The 16,886-nt window shown below is 73.8% G+C and carries 17 protein-coding genes; 8 read left to right on the forward strand and 9 right to left on the reverse strand.

Translation table 11 applies throughout. The features are described from left to right. The first annotated feature begins 143 nt into the window (after nucleotides 1-143). Both HA073_RS17680 and HA073_RS31160 read left to right on the forward strand, forming a co-directional pair. Nucleotides 144-1,010 (forward strand): aldo/keto reductase, encoded by an 867-nt coding sequence (locus HA073_RS17680; RefSeq protein ID WP_166456879.1) that lies wholly within the window; start codon nucleotides 144-146, stop codon nucleotides 1,008-1,010. Between the two features lie 79 nt (nucleotides 1,011-1,089). Continuing rightward, entirely contained in the window at nucleotides 1,090-2,682 is a 1,593-nt protein-coding gene (locus HA073_RS31160; protein WP_166456880.1) for a GMC family oxidoreductase, read from the forward strand. 41 nt (nucleotides 2,683-2,723) lie between these two features. On the opposite strand, the gene HA073_RS17690 is transcribed toward HA073_RS31160, so the two are convergent. The 4 genes from HA073_RS17690 to HA073_RS17705 all read right to left on the reverse strand — a co-directional run bounded on the left by HA073_RS17690 (nucleotide 2,724) and on the right by HA073_RS17705 (nucleotide 7,448). Then, the gene (locus HA073_RS17690; protein ID WP_064445267.1) at nucleotides 2,724-3,527 is read right to left on the reverse strand and encodes an alpha/beta fold hydrolase; all 804 of its coding nucleotides are present in this window, start codon (nucleotides 3,525-3,527) and stop codon (nucleotides 2,724-2,726) included. 170 nt (nucleotides 3,528-3,697) lie between these two features. Beyond that, nucleotides 3,698-3,961, reverse strand: coding sequence for a DUF6244 family protein (locus HA073_RS17695; protein WP_013287536.1), 264 nt, complete (start codon nucleotides 3,959-3,961; stop codon nucleotides 3,698-3,700). A gap of 146 nt (nucleotides 3,962-4,107) precedes the next feature. Then, entirely contained in the window at nucleotides 4,108-4,935 is an 828-nt protein-coding gene (locus HA073_RS17700) for a hypothetical protein (RefSeq protein WP_166456881.1), read from the reverse strand. Then, nucleotides 4,932-7,448: an FtsK/SpoIIIE domain-containing protein gene (locus HA073_RS17705; RefSeq protein WP_140946360.1), complete on the reverse strand. Its 2,517-nt coding sequence runs from the start codon at nucleotides 7,446-7,448 to the stop codon at nucleotides 4,932-4,934. The genes HA073_RS17700 and HA073_RS17705 overlap by 4 nt, the downstream gene beginning before the upstream one ends. Before the next feature lie 184 nt (nucleotides 7,449-7,632). Here HA073_RS17705 and HA073_RS17710 point away from each other — a divergent pair, with 184 nt between their 5' ends. Further along, entirely contained in the window at nucleotides 7,633-9,042 is a 1,410-nt protein-coding gene (locus HA073_RS17710) for an alkaline phosphatase PhoX (protein ID WP_166456882.1), read from the forward strand. Nucleotides 9,043-9,155: 113 nt separating this feature from the next. Next, on the forward strand, nucleotides 9,156-9,365 hold the full coding sequence (locus HA073_RS17715; protein ID WP_166456883.1) for a Fic family protein: 210 nt from the start codon (nucleotides 9,156-9,158) through the stop codon (nucleotides 9,363-9,365). Between the two features lie 207 nt (nucleotides 9,366-9,572). Here the strand turns inward: HA073_RS17715 and HA073_RS17720 are convergent, their stop codons facing one another. After that, nucleotides 9,573-9,779: a DUF397 domain-containing protein gene (locus HA073_RS17720; protein ID WP_166456884.1), complete on the reverse strand. Its 207-nt coding sequence runs from the start codon at nucleotides 9,777-9,779 to the stop codon at nucleotides 9,573-9,575. Further along, a complete protein-coding gene (locus HA073_RS17725; protein ID WP_166456885.1) occupies nucleotides 9,770-10,537 on the reverse strand; it encodes a DUF5753 domain-containing protein in 768 nt (255 codons plus the stop codon). Before HA073_RS17725 ends, HA073_RS17720 begins: the two co-directional genes overlap by 10 nt. 183 nt (nucleotides 10,538-10,720) lie before the next feature. Between HA073_RS17725 and HA073_RS17730 the strand changes: the two genes are divergently transcribed. Then, nucleotides 10,721-11,059: a hypothetical protein gene (locus HA073_RS17730; RefSeq protein WP_233514627.1), complete on the forward strand. Its 339-nt coding sequence runs from the start codon at nucleotides 10,721-10,723 to the stop codon at nucleotides 11,057-11,059. A 26-nt stretch (nucleotides 11,060-11,085) separates the two neighbouring features. Continuing rightward, a complete protein-coding gene (locus tag HA073_RS30660; RefSeq protein WP_082930966.1) occupies nucleotides 11,086-11,340 on the forward strand; it encodes a hypothetical protein in 255 nt (84 codons plus the stop codon). Nucleotides 11,341-11,377: 37 nt separating this feature from the next. Here the strand turns inward: HA073_RS30660 and HA073_RS17735 are convergent, their stop codons facing one another. Further along, complete coding sequence (locus HA073_RS17735; RefSeq protein ID WP_043331116.1) at nucleotides 11,378-11,959, reverse strand: TetR/AcrR family transcriptional regulator; 582 nt, start codon at nucleotides 11,957-11,959, stop codon at nucleotides 11,378-11,380. Between the two features lie 182 nt (nucleotides 11,960-12,141). Between HA073_RS17735 and HA073_RS17740 the strand changes: the two genes are divergently transcribed. Next, complete coding sequence (locus tag HA073_RS17740; protein WP_166456886.1) at nucleotides 12,142-13,596, forward strand: MFS transporter; 1,455 nt, start codon at nucleotides 12,142-12,144, stop codon at nucleotides 13,594-13,596. 66 nt (nucleotides 13,597-13,662) lie between these two features. Here the strand turns inward: HA073_RS17740 and HA073_RS17745 are convergent, their stop codons facing one another. Further along, nucleotides 13,663-14,448, reverse strand: a complete 786-nt coding sequence (locus HA073_RS17745) for an SGNH/GDSL hydrolase family protein (RefSeq protein WP_113972516.1) — start codon at nucleotides 14,446-14,448, stop codon at nucleotides 13,663-13,665. A 195-nt stretch (nucleotides 14,449-14,643) separates the two neighbouring features. On the opposite strand from HA073_RS17745, the gene HA073_RS17750 reads away from it, so the two are divergent. Continuing rightward, nucleotides 14,644-16,179, forward strand: a complete 1,536-nt coding sequence (locus HA073_RS17750; protein ID WP_166456887.1) for a M1 family metallopeptidase — start codon at nucleotides 14,644-14,646, stop codon at nucleotides 16,177-16,179. Nucleotides 16,180-16,231: 52 nt separating this feature from the next. Here HA073_RS17750 and HA073_RS17755 read toward each other — a convergent pair whose 3' ends face one another. Beyond that, nucleotides 16,232-16,759 (reverse strand): hypothetical protein, encoded by a 528-nt coding sequence (locus tag HA073_RS17755; protein ID WP_043329534.1) that lies wholly within the window; start codon nucleotides 16,757-16,759, stop codon nucleotides 16,232-16,234. Nucleotides 16,760-16,886 lie beyond the last annotated feature (127 nt).

The raw sequence follows: 16,886 nt of genomic DNA on the forward strand, positions 1-16,886 counted from the left end.
CGTTGCGCCCAGCCTCGCACGGCGGTCCGGTGCGCCGGGGCCGCTCGCCGCAACTACCAGTGCTTCGCCGCCACGATTCGGGGAATGTCCAGGGGTCGGGGCGCGCGCCGCCCGCGACCGCGTACGAGCACAGGAGGACCGCGATGGCCACCAGCACCCAGCCCGCCAAGGCGTCCGGCAGCTACCGGATCGGTGGTGACCTGCGGGTCGACCGCCTCGGCTACGGGGCGATGCAGCTCACCGGCCCCGGCGTGTGGGGCGACCCGAAGGACCCGGCCGAGGCGGTACAGGTGCTGCGCCGCGCGTACGAGCTGGGCGTCACGTTCATCGACACCGCCGACTCGTACGGGCCGTTCGTCAGTGAGCTGCTGATCCGCGAGGCGCTGCACCCGTACGCCGACGACCTGGTCATCGCGACGAAGGCCGGGCTGACCCGCTCCGGCCCGGACGACTGGCGGCCGGTGGGCCGCCCGGAGTATCTGCGCCAGCAGTGCGAGCTGAGCCTGCGCCACCTGGGCCTGGACTGCATCCCGCTCTACCAGCTGCACCGCATCGACGCGAAGGTGCCGCTGGCCGACCAGCTCGGCGAGCTGGCGCTGCTGCGGCAGGAGGGCAAGATCCGGCACATCGGGCTGTCGCAGGTCAGCGTCGAGCAGATCGAGGCGGCCCGGGAGATCGTCCCGATCGTGTCCGTGCAGAACCTCTACAACCTGGCCGACCGCGGCGCCGAGGACGTGCTGGCGCACTGCGAGCGGCACGACCTGGCGTTCATCCCGTGGTTCCCGATCGCCACCGGCAACCTGGCCCGCCCCGGCGGCCCGCTGGACGCGATCTCGACCGCGCACGGCGCCACTCCGGCGCAGCTCGCGCTGGCCTGGCTGCTGCGCCGCTCGCCGGTGATGCTGCCGATCCCCGGTACGTCGTCGGTGGCGCACCTGGAGGAGAACGTGGCGGCGGCCGAGGTGGAACTGACCGACGACGAGTTCGAGGCGCTGGCCAAGGCGGCCTGAGTCGGCCGCCGTCCGGCCCTTTCGCGGAACGTGATCGAGCAACTACCGTCAGAAGGATTCTCACGAGTGGGGGTCCGCTGTGGAGGAGTTCGACTACGTCATCGTGGGGGCCGGCGCGGCGGGGTGCGTGCTGGCCAACCGGCTCACCGAGGATCCGGGAACGCGGGTGCTGCTGCTGGAGGCGGGCGGCTGGGACCGCAGCCCGTACGTGCGGGTGCCGAAGGCGTTCTCCCGGCTGATGGACGACGAGCGCACCGCCTGGCACTACCCGGCCACCACCGGGCCGGGCCGCCAGGAGATCTGGCAGCGCGGCCGGATGATCGGCGGCTCGACGTCGGTGAACGGCATGATCTGGAGCCGCGGCGCGGCCCGCGACTGGGACGCCCTCGACCCGCTGGGCTGGGGCTGGTCGGCCATGCGGCAGGTGTTCACGCGGCTGGAGGACCACCCGCTGGGCCCCGCGCCGCACCGGGGGGCGGGCGGGCCGGTGCGGCTGTCCATCGCCACCGGCACCGACCCGCTCGCCGAGGAGATGGTGGCCACCGGCGCCGAGCTGGGCTGGCGCCGGGCCGACGACCTGGACGCCGACGACGACGAGCGGATCGGCTACCCCACCGCCACCATCCACGACGGACGGCGGGTTAGCGCCGCCGACGCGTTCCTGCACCCGATCCGGCGCCGGCCCAACCTGACCGTCGAGGTCGGCGCCGTCGTGCTGCGGGTGCTGGTCGAGGGCGGCCGGGCGGTCGGCGTACGGGTGGCGCACGGCGGCCGGGAGGTCGAGCGCCGGGCGGCCGGGGAGGTGATCCTCGCCGCGGGCGCCCTGGCCACCCCGCACCTGTTGCAGGTCTCCGGCATCGGGCCGGCGGACACGCTGCGCGCCGCGGGCGTGCCGGTGCTGCTCGACCGGCCCCGGGTCGGCGCGGGGCTGCGCGAGCACCGGTCGATGGTGCTGCAGTACCGCCTCGCCGAGCCCGGCGGCCACAACATGACCATCGGCAGCCCGCTCGGGCAGGCCCGGGCCACGCTGCGCTGGCTGCTCACCGGCGGCGGCCCGCTCGCCCTGCCGGTGCTCGACGTGGCGGCCCACGTCAAGTCCCGGCCGGAGCTGGACCGCCCGGACGCGCACCTGCTGATGGCGCCGTTCTCGGCCGCCCCGCCCCGGCCCGGCAAGGCCCTCGAACTGGAACGGGAACCGGGCGTGATGTGCCTGGGCACGGTGACCCGGCCGGACAGCGAGGGCAGCCTGGCGATCACCGACGCGGACCCGCGTACGCCGCCGGCTGTCGTGGCGAACTACCTCACCACCGACCACGACCGGCGGGTGGCGGCGGACCTGTTCCGCCGGATGCGGGAGTTCTTCGCCACCGGGCCGATCGCGAAGCGGATCCGGGCCGAGACGGTGCCCGGCCCGGCGGTCCGCACCGACGCCGAGATCGTCGAGGCGGCGGTGGCGCGCGGCTACTGCGGTTACCACGCCATCGGCACCTGCGCGATGGGCGACGGCGACGACCACGTGGTCGACCCGCAGCTGCGGGTACGCGGCGTGGACGGGCTGCGGGTGGTCGACGCGTCGGTGCTGCCGGTGATGGTGGCGGGCTGGACCAGCGCCCCGGTGAGCGCGCTGGCCTGGCGGGCCGCGGACGTCATCCGCGGGCGGGACGGGAGCTGACAGCGCCCGGGCCCGCGCGACGGCGGGCCCGGGCACCGGTGTCAGACCGCGAAACAGTTCGGCCGGACCGGGGCGCCGGCGAGCACCTGGCGCACCACCGTGTACGTGGTGCCGTCCAGCACCAGCCCGAGGTGGCCGACGACCCGCAGCGGGCACCACGCCTGCACCAGCACGTTCGTGGCGCCGTCGGCGAGCAGCGCGTTGTCGACCGGCCGGACCAGCTCGTCCTGCCAGGTGCGCACGGTGGCCCAGCGAACCGGCCCGGGCGTGTCGTCGCCGGCGTTGAGGTCGGCCAGGAAGCTCGACCCGATCGACATCTGCTGACAGGCGATCACCCCGGCGCAGCTGCCCAGCCCGAGGAACGCGACCAGGTTGGCGACGTACGTGCCGTACTGCGGGCTGCCGAGGCTGACGTACTGGTCGACGGTGGCGGCGCCGCCGAGGTACTTGACGTACCAGCGGCTGACCAGGCCGCCCTCGGAGTGGCCGACCAGGTCGACCCGGGCCGCTCCGGTGGCGGCGCGGACCTGGTCCACGTAGGTCGAGAGCGCACGGGCGGACTCGCGGATGTCGCCGAGACCGAGGTTCGGCAACTGGAAGATCGAGACCCGGTAGCCGTCGGCGCGCAGCCGGGCGGCGATCGGCTCGTACGCGATGGAGATTCCACTGAGGCCACCGACCACGATCACCGGGTCGGCGGCCGCGGCGGCGGCCCGTTGCGCGGCGGTGGTGACGGTGGCCGTGTTCGACGGGGCGGCGGGTTCGGCGGCGGCCGCCTGGGCGGCGGCCGGGACGAGCAGGACGGTGGCGGCGGTGGTGGCGGCCAGGATCGTTCGGAGCAGCATGGGCTGCACCTCCGAGGGGGAGGCACCCGGGCGGACCGGGAGGGGACGGGTGGGATCCGATCGATCGTGGACACGATGATGCGTGTCCGATTTCACACACGTCAATGAAAAGTTACGCGGCGGTAACCACTTGTCGCGCCCACCGCGCAAACCGGCAAGCCGGGCCGGGCTCAGTTGCCCAGCGCCTGGACCTTCGCGATCGTCTCCTGGACGTGCTGCCGGGCCGGCTCCCCGCCCTGCGCAGCCTGCGCCAGCGCCTGCCGGTAGGAGTCGATGACGCCGATCAGCGGCCCGGCCGTCGCCCCCTCCAGCGCGCCCGCCACCAGCGCCCGCGCCTCCGCCGCGTCCTGTGCCGCGGCAGCCGTGCGCGCCTTGGCCTCGTCCAGCTTCTGCGCCGCCGCCGCCAGCCTCGCGATGATCTCCGCCGCGCTCACAACCCCTCCCCCACCTCACCCACCCTCGGGAACCCTACCGCCCTCCCCCACCCCCACGCCTTCGCGATCTTGCAGTTTCCGCCCCGGCAAAAGCCACATCAAGCCCACCGCCGCGGCCACAAGTCCATGATCGACAGGGGCTGGGGTCAGCGGAGGAGGCGGAACAGAAGCAGGTAGACGCAGAACAGCGACGGGGAGACCAGCGCGCAGATCACGAAGCCCAGCGGCACGTACCGCCCGGTCGTGGCCTCACCGCCGGCCAGCGCCGGGCGGCCCCACCGGGCCAGCACGACCTGACCGGCCACGAAGGACAGCAGCGGCACCCCGGCGCAGGACAGCGCCGCCACCAGGTCCAGCCCGGCCACCGGCACCGGCGACCCCACGAGCGCGACAAGCATCAGCAGCGAGCCGACGAGCGCGCAACCGCCGTACACCGCGACCGCCCGGGCCGGCGCCGACCAGGTCGGCAACAGCACCGGCGTGCGGGCCAGCGCGTCGGCCTGCTGCCCGTACCCGTCGGCCTCCCCGGCGAGCCGCTCCGCCGCAGCCAGCTCCGCCGCCGGGTCACCCGCCCGCGGCGCCACACCCGGAGAGGGGTACGCCCCGACGCCCGCCTGCCCCGGCGCGGCGGCTGCGCCGCCGGTCACGCCGTCCCCCGGCCCGGCGCCCGTCCGCCCGCCCGCGTCCTCCCCCCGCCCGGCGCCCGTCCGCCCGCCCACGTCTGCCGCCTCCGGCGCGGCCGGTCCGGCGGCCACCGCAACCGCCGGCGCCGGTACCGAGGTCATCGGCGTGCCGATCGCCTGGCCCAGCCGGTCCAGGTGCTGCCCCTGGGCGACGAGCCGCTGCCCCAGCTTGTCGACGGCGGCCTGCAGGCCACGGCGGCGCTCCGCCTCGGCCGCGATCTCCCGCTCCCCGCCCCGCTGCCGGGTGGACAGCTCCCGCAGCAGCGCCGCGTACTCGTCGAATCCACTCATGGGACATCACTCCCCGCGGCGAACGGCACGATCAGCGCGGTGCGGTGCTCGTGCCGGTCGACGAGCAGCGCGCGGCCCTCGCGCGGCACGTACGCGAGGTCGTGCACGCCGAGGTGCAGGCCCAGGTCGGCGGCGGGCACGTTGAGCGCGACCAGGCCGGTGACGTCGTCGCGCTGCCCGCTGCCGCCCAGGTCGTCGGCGAGCCGGCGCAGCCCGCGCCACCAGCCGAGCACGTGCACCCCGCGCGCGGGCCCCTGGCGCAGCACGGCGCGCAGATCGTCGTACCCGGAACGGAACGTCGCCGGGTCGGAGGCGGCGAGCGTCGTGGCGGCGGCGTCCACCCCGAACACCACCAGGTAGGTACGCCCGGAGGCCGGGGCGTCACCTGCGGCGGCCTCGGCGAGCTGGGCGCGCAGTGCCTCGGCGGCCAGGCGGCGGACCGGGTGCCCGGCGGCGGCCAGCGTCATGGCCAGGTCGTCGGCGGCGTCGGTGGTGCCGGGCGCCAGCGGCGCGAACAGGAACCGGGCGGTGCCGGGCGCGTGCTGCCGGGCCAGGGACAGCGTGGCCGACCGGAGCACCTCCGCGCCGACGGTGGCGGTGCCGACCACCGCCAGGTGCCGGCCCGGGCTGGCGTCGAGCGCAAACCCGGCCGGGCTGCCGGCGACGTCGACCGCGCGGCCCACGAGCGCGTACGGCGGGTCGGCGCCCGGCGTCAGCGCGGTCCAGGCGGAGTCGTCGGTGAGCCGGGGCGTCTCGTGTCCCCGGAACACCGACGGCGGGCGCGATCCGGCCGGGCGGGCCGCGTGCAGCTCGTGGCGCAGCGCCGCCAGGTCGGCCGAGGCGGCGTGCGCGTCGGGGAACCGCACCTCCGCGTCCGCGCCGGGCGCGCCGGCGGCGGTGTTCACCACTGCCGTGCCGACGGTGAGCCCGCGCGCGGCGTCGTTGCGCGGGTCCAGCACGGCGTCCCCGCCGGGCAGCGCGATCCGCAGCGGGAACTGGCCGAAGATGGCCTCGGCCCGGCCGTAGAGCGCCTCGATGCCGGTGGTGCTCTGGCTGGCCAGCACCAGGTGCAGGCCGTACGAGCGGCCCTTGCGGGCCAGTTCCTCGATCAGGTCGACGGCCTGCCGGGCCAGCGCGTCGTTGCCGGCGAACAGCACGTGGAACTCGTCGATCACGGTGACGATCCGGGGCGGCCGGGCGTTGGGCGGCAGGTCGGCCAGGCGGCTGACCCCGTGCCGCTTGAGCAGGTCGGCGCGGCGGCCCAACTCGGCGCGCAGCTCCCGCAGCACCGCCACGCCGTACTCGCGGTCGGACTCGATGCCCACCGCGTCGGCGTGCGGCAGCCAGGACGGGTCGCGGTCGGTGGGCACGAACTCGGTGAAGCTCACGCCCTCCTTGAAGTCGAGCAGCATCAGCCGCAGCTCGGCCGGGGAGTAGCGGGCGGCCAGCCCGTAGAGCACGTCGAGCAGCAGCACCGTCTTGCCGGCGCCGGTGCGGCCGCCGATCAGCCAGTGCGGCGTGGCGTCGTCGAACGCCACCGCGAGCGGGCGGCGGCCTGCGCGGCCGAGCACGGTACGCAGGCCGGAGGCGGCGGACCCGGCCCAGCGCTGCGCGGGCAGCAGGTCGGCGAACGTGACGACGTCCTGGTCGGCGGTCTCGGCGTACCGGCGGGCCAGCGCGGTCACCGCGGCGTGCGACGGGTCGCCGTCGAGCACCACCGGCGCGGCCAGCCCGCTGCCGTCGGCGCTGAACGGGCGGCCGGGCGGGTCACCGACGAGCGTGTACCGCTCGGTGATCCGCAGATGGGTGGTGGCGCCCAGCGGCGGCGCGGCGCTCGGCCCGGCGGGCCGGTGACCGGCCAGCAGCACGCAGACCGCGGCGGCCGGGCCGGCGTGGGTGAGCGCGGCGAGCCGGGCCAGCTCCCGGGGCGGCGGCGCGGACGCGGCCACCACCACCAGCAGCTCCCGGTCCTCCGGCGCGGACCGCTGGGCGGTACGGGCGTGCCGCTCGGCCGCGTCGAGCAGCGCTGCCGTCTCCGCCTCGGTGGTCGCCGCCGCGGCGAGCACCCCGGCGTCCTGCAGCGGGCGCAGCGGCAGGAAGGCCGCGCCGAAGGCGGCCTGGTCGATGCCGACGACCCGGATCGCGCCGGCCGGAGCGGCGGTCAGCAGCCGTACCACCACCGCCCGCAGCAGCTCCCCGACGCGCGGGTCGCGGGCGTCCTGATCGAGCGCCAGATGCGCGCCCGCCCCCACCGGCACGAGCACCGGGAACGCGCCGTCGACTGTGGTCGCCGCGCCGAGGCGTACCGGAACGGGGTGGGTCGCGACGCGGGCGGTGCCGGGCACCGCGGCGGCCAGCTCACCGCCGAGGCGGGCCAGCCGCGCGACCAGCTCGGGGCTGCCCACCGGCGCCGGGCCGGCGGCGCCGAGCAGCCGCCGGGCCGCCTCCCAGTGGCGCAGTGCCTGCCGGTGCCGATCGACCGCCTGCCGGTACGCCGCCGCGAGTCTGCCCACCGTCCGCCCTCCGACGTCTTGCGATCGAGGGAACCCTAACGGACGCGCGGCGCAGCGGCACATGGCGCTCCGCACCGGGGATTCGTCCACTGTTCACCCGGCGGCGGACGGGCGCGCCGCCCACCGTTCCCCCGGCCCCGCTTGCCTTCCTCCAGGCAATCGTGGCGCACAGGAAGGCGACGACGTGACCTCACCTCTTCCCCGGCGGTCCCTGCTGCGCGGCGGCGTGGCCGGCGGGCTCGGCATCGTGGTGGCCGGCAGCCTGGAGGCGATCGCCGGCCCGGCCGCGGCCCGGCCCGCGTGCCGTCCCGCCGTCGGCTACGGCGACCTGGTGCCGGACCCGGCCGGCCTGCTGGCGCTGCCGCCGGGCTTCTCGTACACGGTGGTCGCGCAGGCGGGCGCGACGCTGCTGGAGTCCGGGCAGCCCACCCCCAGCGACGCCGACGGCACCGGCTGCTTCCGCGGCCCGCGCGGCTCGGTGCTGGTGAACAACCACGAGATCGGCGGCGACGAGCCGTACCCGGTGCCGGCGCTGACCGGTCTCACCTACGACCCGGGCGCCCGCGGCGGCACCACCACCATCGAGGTGGACCGGCACGGGCGGCGGCTGCGCGAATACGTGAGCGTGGCCGGCACGCACAACAACTGCGCCGGTGGCATCACCCCGTGGGGCACGTGGCTGACCTGCGAGGAGACCGAGCAGCGGGCCGGTGGGCGATTCCTGAAGGACCACGGGTACGTCTTCGAGGTCGACCCGCACGACAGGTCCGCCAACACCGACCCGGTGCCGCTGACGTTCCTCGGGCGGTACTCGCACGAGGCGGTCGCGGTCGACCCGTACACGCACTCGATCTACCTGACCGAGGACGCGAGCGGGCCCAACGGCCTGTACTTCCGGTGGACGCCGCCGCCCGGTTTCCGGGCCGGCAAGGGCGCGCTGCGGGCGCTCGCCCAGCGGCCCGACGGCGGCACCGCCGGCAGCCTCGCAGCGATGCGCTGCCTGCGCGGCGACACCCACGTGGCCGACCTGTCCGAGGCCACCACCCCCGGCACCCGCTACCGGGTCGAGTGGGTCGAGGTGCCGGACCGCGACGCGCGCACCGTGTCCGTACGCAAACAGTTCACCGACGCGGAGGTGACCCGCAGCCGCAAGCTGGAGGGCGCCTGGTGGGGCGACGGCGGCGCGTACTTCGTGGCCAGCTACGCCCGGCACGACGACGGCAGCGCCAACGAGCACGACGGGCAGGTGTGGTTCTACGACCCGCGCCGGCAGACCGTGACGCTGAAGACCATCTTCGGGGTGAACACCGACCCGGACGCCGACCACGGCAACTACGACGGGCCGGACAACATCACCGTGTCGCCGTACGGCGGGGTGATCCTGGCCGAGGACGGCGAGGGCGTGTCGCACCTGGTCGGCGTCACCGAGCAGGGCGAGGCGTACCCGCTGGCGCGCAACGAGCGCAACGACAGCGAGTTCACCGGGCCGACGTTCAGCGCGGACGGCAGGACGCTGTTCGCCAACATCCAGTCGCCGGGGTACGTGTTCGCGATCACCGGGCCGTGGGGGCGGCCGGGTAACGGGCACCGCTGACGGGACGGTGAGCGGCCGGCGGTTCTCGCTCGGGAGCCGCCGGCCGAGCAGTGCTGGTCTGCGACAGACGTCCCATTCGACACCGATGCACGGGTCGCCTGGCCAGGCGGATCATGCTGAACGTCTGCCATCCGTTCCGGGAGGGCAACGGACGGACCCTGCGCGCCCTCCTGCGCCAGCTCGGCGTCGCGGCCGGCTACCTGCTCGACTGGTCGGAACTCGATGCGGCGGACAACATCGCCGCTTGCGTCCAGCACCTGAACACCGGCGAGACGGACCTCCTGAAGGCAGCGCTCGATCCGGTCGTCCGGCGGATCAGCTGAGCCACGCTGCTCAGTCATAGATCCTGGAGGGTATCTCCTGTGCCGCTTGACGCATGCGTTCGCGCAGCTTGACCCGACGACCGCGAGGCCACTGCTGCTCCACCTGAGCACGTTGCCTCCCCGCGCGAGCGCAGCCCTCGGCGGAGACCGCCATCCCCCGCCGGGCCAGTTCGGCATCGAGATCTTCACCGAGCGTCGGTGCTGGTGTCATCGACGCTCACTGACGCCGATCTCCTTGGCCAGGTCGACGAATCCCTGCCAGGCCGCCGGCGCGAAGGCCAGCGTCGCGCCGGCCCGGTCCTTGGTGTCCCGGACCAGCACGACGCCCGCGAGGTTGTCGGCGACCTCCACACAAGAGCCGCCGTTGTTGCCGCTCTTCATGCTCTTGCGCCATCGCGCAGCGGTCATGTCCATGATCCTGCCGCTTCCATGATCAGGTCTAGTGACTGGGTTCGGGAGAGGGCCTCGCCCCTGATGCGCTCCCACCTACGGCTGAGCGTAGCAACGGCCGCAGCCTCATTAAGTAGCTGCGCGGACGCCTGGCTGTCGACGTGCGCGACATGTTCACCGGTGGGCAGTTCGGCGAGGATGAAGCCGCCACCGAGCCCCGGATACATGCCGATGTCCCTCGGCACGACGTGTATCTGCACACCGGGCAGGGCTGCGCAGTGGACCAGGTGCTCAAGCTGCTCCCGCATCAGCTCCCGGTCGCCGTAGGCCGACTGATGCAGTACGCCCTCGAAGATGACCGCGACGACCAGAGGCGGCCGGTCCCGACGGAGGATCGCCTGTCGTTCGAGCCGCGAGGCGACCAGCTCATCGATTTCCGCTGCGGTCAGCGCCTCGCCGGTCAGCGTCGCGCGTGCATATGCCTCGGTCTGCAACAGCCCGGGCACCCATGTGTGCTCGAACCAGCGGATCGACACGGCGTCCCGCTCCCAGTCGACCCACTCACGCAGCCACGGCGGTTCACGGCGCTTGAGGACGTCCGGCCAAAGATCCCCGACGTCCCGGCCGAGGAGCGCCGCCACCTGGGCACGTCGCCGAGGCTGCGGAATACGTACCGGAGAGACCCAACGGGCCGCCGTCTTCGGATCCACGCCGGTCTGAGCTGCAAGGCTCTCCGCCGTCTCACCGGCTTCGGCCATCGCCACCTGGAGCGCGTGGTTCATCCTTCCTCCCTCATGGACGTCCCGACCGCCTCGGCACCATACATCAACGCTGTGTATTGATCCCATAGCTCTCGGCAAGCTGACCTCCAGGCGGCACAGCCGGTGCTCGGACGTCCGGCGGCCACAGGACCAGGGATGTCGGGCGAGCCGCCCGACGCAGCCCCCTGGCAGGAGAGGAAACTCATGCCCGACAGCAGGCCGAGGGCGGGTCGACGCGACGCAACGGCGAATGACAGCCCGCTCAAGGCGGGAGACCTCCTCTGCCTCGACCGCAGGGCAAGCGTTCAGTTCTTTCGCCCGATCACCGTTCGCGTGATCCGGGAGATCGAGGATCGCCAGCCGTACGACGGCTGGGCATGGATCGAGGCGTACGAGTTGAACGCCCGAGGCACCGCAGTCGCCAAGCGGGAACTTTTCGTGTATTTGGCTGGTCTGCGCCGACTGGAATCAACAACTCGGGAGCGCATGTCCAGCAGCAGCAGCCGCACTTACGCGGCCACGCGGCTGCGAGGGCTGGGGTGAGCACGGGCGCTCGCGCGCATCTGCCTATGCGCCCACTCTGGATCTGCAAACGCTGCGCTTATCCGTGGCCGTGCGCGGAGGCTCGACTCGCACTGCTCGCCGAGTACGCGAACGATCGTGTCGCCCTGTCGATCTACCTGTGTGGGCAGCTCTATGACGCAGCCCACGAGCTACATCGCCTCAACCCGTACGAGGCTCCCAGCCCACAAGTGTTGTTCGCTCGATTCGTCGGCTGGGCACGGCCGCGCCCGCCACTTCCTCCCGTGCCGAGCAGCCCTTGATGCGTCACGTCGACAGACGGCCGGGCGACGAGTCGTATCAGGTCACACGGGCCGGCGGGCGCAGGCCGTCCAGCGCGATGGCCAGGACGCGGTCGCGCTGGGCCGGGTCCGGGAACTGGTACGCGGCCAGCCCGCTGATCAGCCGGATCACGTCGTCGAAGCCGGCGTCCGGCCGGGCGGCTCCCGCCTCCTGGGCGCGGCGCAGCAGCGGCTCGCCGGTCGCGTAGATCTCGGTGCGGCAGCTGCGGAACACCTCGGAGTCGTGCACCAGCTCCTCGGCCAGCGCCCGCTTGGTGGCCACGTAGGCGACGAACCGGTGCAGCCAGCCGACCAGGGCGTCCCAGGGCGGCTCGTCGGCCAGGTCGGCGGCGGAGGCACTGAGCGCGCGCACCTCCTCGACGTAGACCGCCTCGAACAGGTCACGCCGGTGGGGGAAGTTGCGGTAGAGCGTGCCGATGCCCACGCCGGCCCGGCGGGCGATCTCCTCCAGCGACGCGCCCGCGCCGTGCTCGCCGAAGACCTCACGGGCGGCGGCGATGAGCGCGTCGTAGTTGCGGCGGGCGTCGGCCCGTTTCGGGCGGCGGGAGAAGACCTCACCGGGCACGTCGGCGTCGGTCATGACCCGCGTCACCCCTTCCGTCTTGCAACCGGAGGCAACCCTCCGCTAAGTTAATGGAGGCAAGCCTCCGGTTGCTGACCGGAGCCACCCCTCCGGATAGCTTACTCCGGACTTCCGGCCGCCACCGCCGCAGGACCGCGCGAGCGGCCACCAGTCTCGTACCGAACGGGGAGTCGTCCCACATGATCCACTCAACCCGGCGCGGCTCGCGCCGGCTCACCTTCCTCGTGCTGGCCGCCGGCACCGGATTCTTCGCGATGCTCCAGTCGCTGATCACGCCGGTGCTGCCCACCATCCAGCACGACCTCCACACCTCGCCCAACACGGTGACCTGGGTCCTCACCGCCTACCTGCTCTCCGCGTCCGTCTTCACGCCGATCATCGGCCGCGTCGGCGACATGGTCGGCAAGGAGAAGACGCTCGTCTTCTCGCTCGCCGCACTGGCGCTGGGCTGCCTGCTGGCGGCCGTCGCCCCCAGCATCGGCGTGTTGATCGCCGCCCGCGTGGTGCAGGGCATCGGCGGCGCCGTCTTCCCGCTGTCGTTCGGCATCATCCGCGACGAGTTCCCGGCCGCCCGGGTCAGCTCGGCGGTGGCCTCGATCTCCGCGGTCGTCGCAGTCGGCGGCGGGCTGGGCGTGGTACTGGCCGGGCCGATCGTGGCCACGCTGGGCTACCGGTGGCTGTTCTGGATCCCGCTGGTGGTGGTCGGCCTGACCGCGCTCGCCGCGCACCGGTTCGTGCCGCGCTCGCCGGTACGCACCCCGGGCCGGATCAACTGGCTCAGCGCCGTACTCCTGTCCGGCTGGCTGGTGGCGCTGCTGCTGCCGGTCAGCAAGGGCGCCGCGTGGGGTTGGAGCTCCGGCCGGGTGGTCGGACTGCTGGCGCTGGCCGCGGTGCTCGCGGTCGCCTGGCTGGCGACCGAGGCCCGGGCCGCGAACCCGCTGATCGACCTGCGGATGATGCGCCTGCCGGCGGTCTGGACCACGAACCTCGTCGGGTTGCTCTACGGCGCCTCGATGTTCGCCGTCTACGCGTTCCTGCCGCAGTTCGCGCAGATCCCGACCAGCGCCGGCTACGGCTTCGGCGCCAGCATCACCCAGGCCGGGCTGCTGATGCTGCCGATGCTCGTCGGCATGTTCGTGGCCGGCCTGCTGGCCGGGCGCCTGCAGTCCCGGTTCAGCGCCAAGGCGCAGCTGAGCACCGGCGCGGTGTTCAACGTCGCGGCCGCCGCCATGCTGACCGTCGCGCACGACACCCGCTGGCAGGTCGGTGTCGCCGGTGGCCTGGTCGGCCTCGGCATCGGGCTGGCGTTCGCCTCGATGGCCAACCTGATCGTGGCGAACGTGCCGGCCGGGCAGACCGGCGCGGCGACCGGCATGAACGCCAACATCCGTACCATCGGCGGCGCGATCGGCGCGGCGCTCGCCAGTGCCGTGATCACCGCGAATCCGCAGCCGAGCGGGCTGCCCCGGGAGGCCGGTTTCACGGCGGGCTTCCTGCTGCTCACCGGCATCTCGGTGGCGGCGGCGCTGGCCGCGCTCGCCGTACCCTCCGGCCGCCGCCGGTGGCCGCGGCGACGGATCGGGCCGGCGGTGCCGGACCTGGCGCCGGCGCCGGAGCTGGTCCCGGCCCGCTGACCCCATGGGGTACGCGGACGGAAGCCCCGCCCGGCGCCGGTGCCGGGCGGGGCTTCGCCGTGCCGGTCAGCCGATCGCGGCGGTCAGCGCGGCCAGGTAGCCGTAGCGGTAGCCGTTCGCGTTCGGGTGGTACGCCTCGATCACGCCGCTGACGTCACGGATCCACGGGTCGGCGGCGCACACGCCGTGCCCGGCGAAGAACGGCCGCGCGTCGACGAACGTGCCCCCGGCCGCGGCGGCCCGGCCGGAGATGACGCCGTTGAGCGTGTCGGCGGCCTGGTTGAGGATGGTGCGCTTGTAGCTGCTCATGGCGAGCAGGCCGCAGGAGCCGGTCTCGAACAGCCGCGGGTAGCCGAGCACCACCAGCCGGGCGTTCGGGGCCCGGTTGCGGATCGCGGTGTACGTGGCGTCGAGCCGGGCGGGCAGCGTCGCGGTGGCGAACGCCTTCGACTCGTTCACAGCGCTCTCGCAGCTCGACGTGCTGCCGAACCGGCAACTGGTCATCACGTCGGCGAAGCCGGCGTCGTTGCCGCCGATGGTGATGGTGACCAGCGTGGTGCTGCTGCTGAGCTGGCCGACCTGGTTGTTGAGCACGTCGGCGGTGACCGCGCCGCCGCAGGCCGGGAACTTGAAGCTGGTGACCGAGTGGGCGGCGGCCCAGAGCGGGGCGTACGACTTCTGGCTGCGCAGGCAGGTGGACAGGTCGTACGGGCCGGCGCCGACCCCGGAGGAGTAGGAGTCGCCGAGAGCGACGTAGTTGACGGTGGCCGCCCGGGCGGCGCCGGGCAGGAGCACGGCGCCGAGGACGGCCGCCAGGACGGCGGCGAACACGGTACGGACGCGACGGGGCATGGCAGAGCCTCCACGGGGCAGGGTGGTGGAGCCCGTTGACCGCGCGCGTGGCCGAGGGATCGGTGCTGTTACTGGTCGGTAATGCTATCGAAACATTTGCCGAAATTGAATAGTCGAGATCGGCCGGACGGGACAGAAGCGTTCACATGCGTCGATTAGCTTGGCGTTGACGACACCCGACGGAGGGAGTCCCCCGTGCGACGCGCACTCACGGCGGCCATCGCCGCCCTGACCCTCACCGCGGCCGGCACCACAGTGACCGGCGCGCCCGGCCAGGCCGCCCCGGCCGGATGGGGCCGGCCGCAACCCGCGGCGGCCACCCCGACGCCCGGCAGCCCCGGGCTGGGCGACAGCTACTTCCCCGACTACGGCAACGGCGGCTACGACGTCGGGCACTACGACATCCGGCTGCGCTACGAGCCGGCCACCGACCGGCTCACCGGCACCACCACGATCCTGGCCACCGCCACCAAGGACCTGTCCCGGTTCAACCTGGACTTCGTCCTCGCCGTCGAGTCGGTGCGCGTTAACGGCTGGGTCGCCACGTACACCCGGGCCGGCGACCACGAGCTGGTGATCACCCCGGCCCGGCCGCTGACCAAGGGGCAGCAGCTCACCGTCGTGGTGAAGTACGCGGGCGTGCCGTCGCAGACCACGGTCCAGGGCTACACCGCGTGGACCCGTACCGCCGACGGGGCGCTCGCCGTCAACGAGCCCGAGTCGGCCTGGTGGTGGTACCCGAGCAACGACCACCCGAAGGACAAGGCCACCTGGGACATCTCCGTCTCGGTGCCGACCGGCGTCGAGGTGATCAGCAACGGCGTGCAGCCGCGCGACCCGCTGCCCGAGGCCGGCAACCGCACCCGGTGGAGCTGGCGCAGCGTCAAGCCCGGCGCCACGTACCAGGCGTTCCTGGCCATCGGGCAGTACGACATCGTCACCGACGTCGCGCCCAACGGCCAGCCGGTGGTGAACGCGTACAGCACCACGCTCGGCGAGCGCCTGCCCGCCGCGCGGGCCAGCATCGAACGCACCGCCGAGATCGTCGACTGGGAGAGCGGGCTGTTCGGCCCGTACCCGTTCGAGGCGCAGGGCGGCGTGGCCGGGCCGGTCGACGGCATCGGCTTCGCGCTGGAGACGCAGACCCGCCCGGTGTACGGCCCCGGCTTCTGGCGGCGCGGCGCCAACCCGTACGTGGTGGTGCACGAGAACGCCCACCAGTGGTTCGGCGACTCGGTGTCGGTGGCGGACTGGCGGCACATCTGGCTCAACGAGGGCTTCGCCTCGTACGCCGAGTGGCTCTGGTCCGAGGAGCAGGGCGAGGGCACCGCGCAGGAGCTGTTCGACTTCACCTACGACAGCTACCCGGCCGACTCCGAGTTCTGGCAGGTGCGCCCCGGCGACCCGGGCCCGAGCGGGATCTTCGACGACGCCGTCTACGACCGGGGCGCGATGGCGCTGCACCAGATCCGGCTCGCCGTCGGCGACGCCGCGTTCTTCCGCATCCTGCGCACCTGGACGGCCAAGCGGCAGTACGCCAACGGCACCGTCGCGCAGTTCCAGGCGCTCGCCGAGCGGATCTCCGGGCGGGACCTCGACGCGGTGTTCACCACCTGGCTGTTCACGCCCGGCCGCCCCGACGTGACCGCCGCCGCGCGGACGACCGCCGCACCGGCGCAGCCGGCCTCGTGGACGAAGATCCGCGCGGCGCACGACCTGCTCGGCCGCTGACCGGGCGCCGGCCGGGCCGCTCCCCCACCACGGGGGCGGCCCGGCCGGCCGGTCAACCGGCGGTCGGCACGGGTGCCGCAGTCGACGCCGTCCAAGGCTGCGCCGCCTCGACCGCGCGGATGTGGCGGTAGGCGAACCAGAGCGGCGGGAACGCGCCGACCGCGAACGAGAGGTCGACGAGCGTCCAGAACCAGGGGATGTCCCGGATCGGACCGCAGATCACCGCCAGCGGCACGATGCCGGCGCAGGCGATCATTCCGACCTGGACCACCCACACGTTGCGGACCGGGTCACGCAGCGGCCCCCAGAACGCCACCGCGAGCACCAGGTGCGCGAAGGCCAGCCAGTCGGTGCCGTACCGCAGGAACGGGTAGTCCTCACCGGCCGCCACCAGTCCGACGTGGACCCGCTCGATCCAGTCGACCAGCGCCGGAAACTGCCCGGCGAGCGGGTCGGACGCCGCCAGCAGCCAGCGCACCTCGACCTCCAGCGGGAACGCGGTCACCCCGCTGAGGAAGAGCCCCGCCACCACCAGCCAGAGCCAGCGGCGGATGCGCCGCAGGCGTACCTCGACGTCCATGGCCGCAGCCTAACGACGGTCGTCGTGCCGCCGGGGCCCCGTCCGGCATGACCTGGGCCACCCTTCCCGGACGGCCGCGCGGCGGCGGGTGTTAAGAAGGGCCCCCTCCTCTACCTGAGGCGTTAAG

Source organism: Micromonospora sp. CMU55-4 (assembly GCF_011602315.1).
GTDB classification, from domain to species: domain Bacteria; phylum Actinomycetota; class Actinomycetes; order Mycobacteriales; family Micromonosporaceae; genus Micromonospora; species Micromonospora chalcea.

Excerpts from the sequence above, each read along its gene's own strand:
- HA073_RS17680 (WP_166456879.1), top strand. The coding sequence starts at position 144 with ATGGCCACCAGCACCCAGCCCGCCAAGGCGTCCGGCAGCTACCGGATC.
- HA073_RS17690 (WP_064445267.1), bottom strand. The coding sequence starts at position 3,527 with ATGCTGCTCCGAACGATCCTGGCCGCCACCACCGCCGCCACCGTCCTG.
- HA073_RS17700 (WP_166456881.1), bottom strand. The coding sequence starts at position 4,935 with ATGAGTGGATTCGACGAGTACGCGGCGCTGCTGCGGGAGCTGTCCACC.
- HA073_RS17715 (WP_166456883.1), top strand. The coding sequence starts at position 9,156 with ATGCTGAACGTCTGCCATCCGTTCCGGGAGGGCAACGGACGGACCCTG.
- HA073_RS17720 (WP_166456884.1), bottom strand. The coding sequence starts at position 9,779 with ATGGACATGACCGCTGCGCGATGGCGCAAGAGCATGAAGAGCGGCAAC.
- HA073_RS17725 (WP_166456885.1), bottom strand. The coding sequence starts at position 10,537 with ATGAACCACGCGCTCCAGGTGGCGATGGCCGAAGCCGGTGAGACGGCG.
- HA073_RS17730 (WP_233514627.1), top strand. The coding sequence starts at position 10,721 with ATGCCCGACAGCAGGCCGAGGGCGGGTCGACGCGACGCAACGGCGAAT.
- HA073_RS30660 (WP_082930966.1), top strand. The coding sequence starts at position 11,086 with ATGCGCCCACTCTGGATCTGCAAACGCTGCGCTTATCCGTGGCCGTGC.
- HA073_RS17735 (WP_043331116.1), bottom strand. The coding sequence starts at position 11,959 with ATGACCGACGCCGACGTGCCCGGTGAGGTCTTCTCCCGCCGCCCGAAA.
- HA073_RS17740 (WP_166456886.1), top strand. The coding sequence starts at position 12,142 with ATGATCCACTCAACCCGGCGCGGCTCGCGCCGGCTCACCTTCCTCGTG.
- HA073_RS17745 (WP_113972516.1), bottom strand. The coding sequence starts at position 14,448 with ATGCCCCGTCGCGTCCGTACCGTGTTCGCCGCCGTCCTGGCGGCCGTC.
- HA073_RS17755 (WP_043329534.1), bottom strand. The coding sequence starts at position 16,759 with ATGGACGTCGAGGTACGCCTGCGGCGCATCCGCCGCTGGCTCTGGCTG.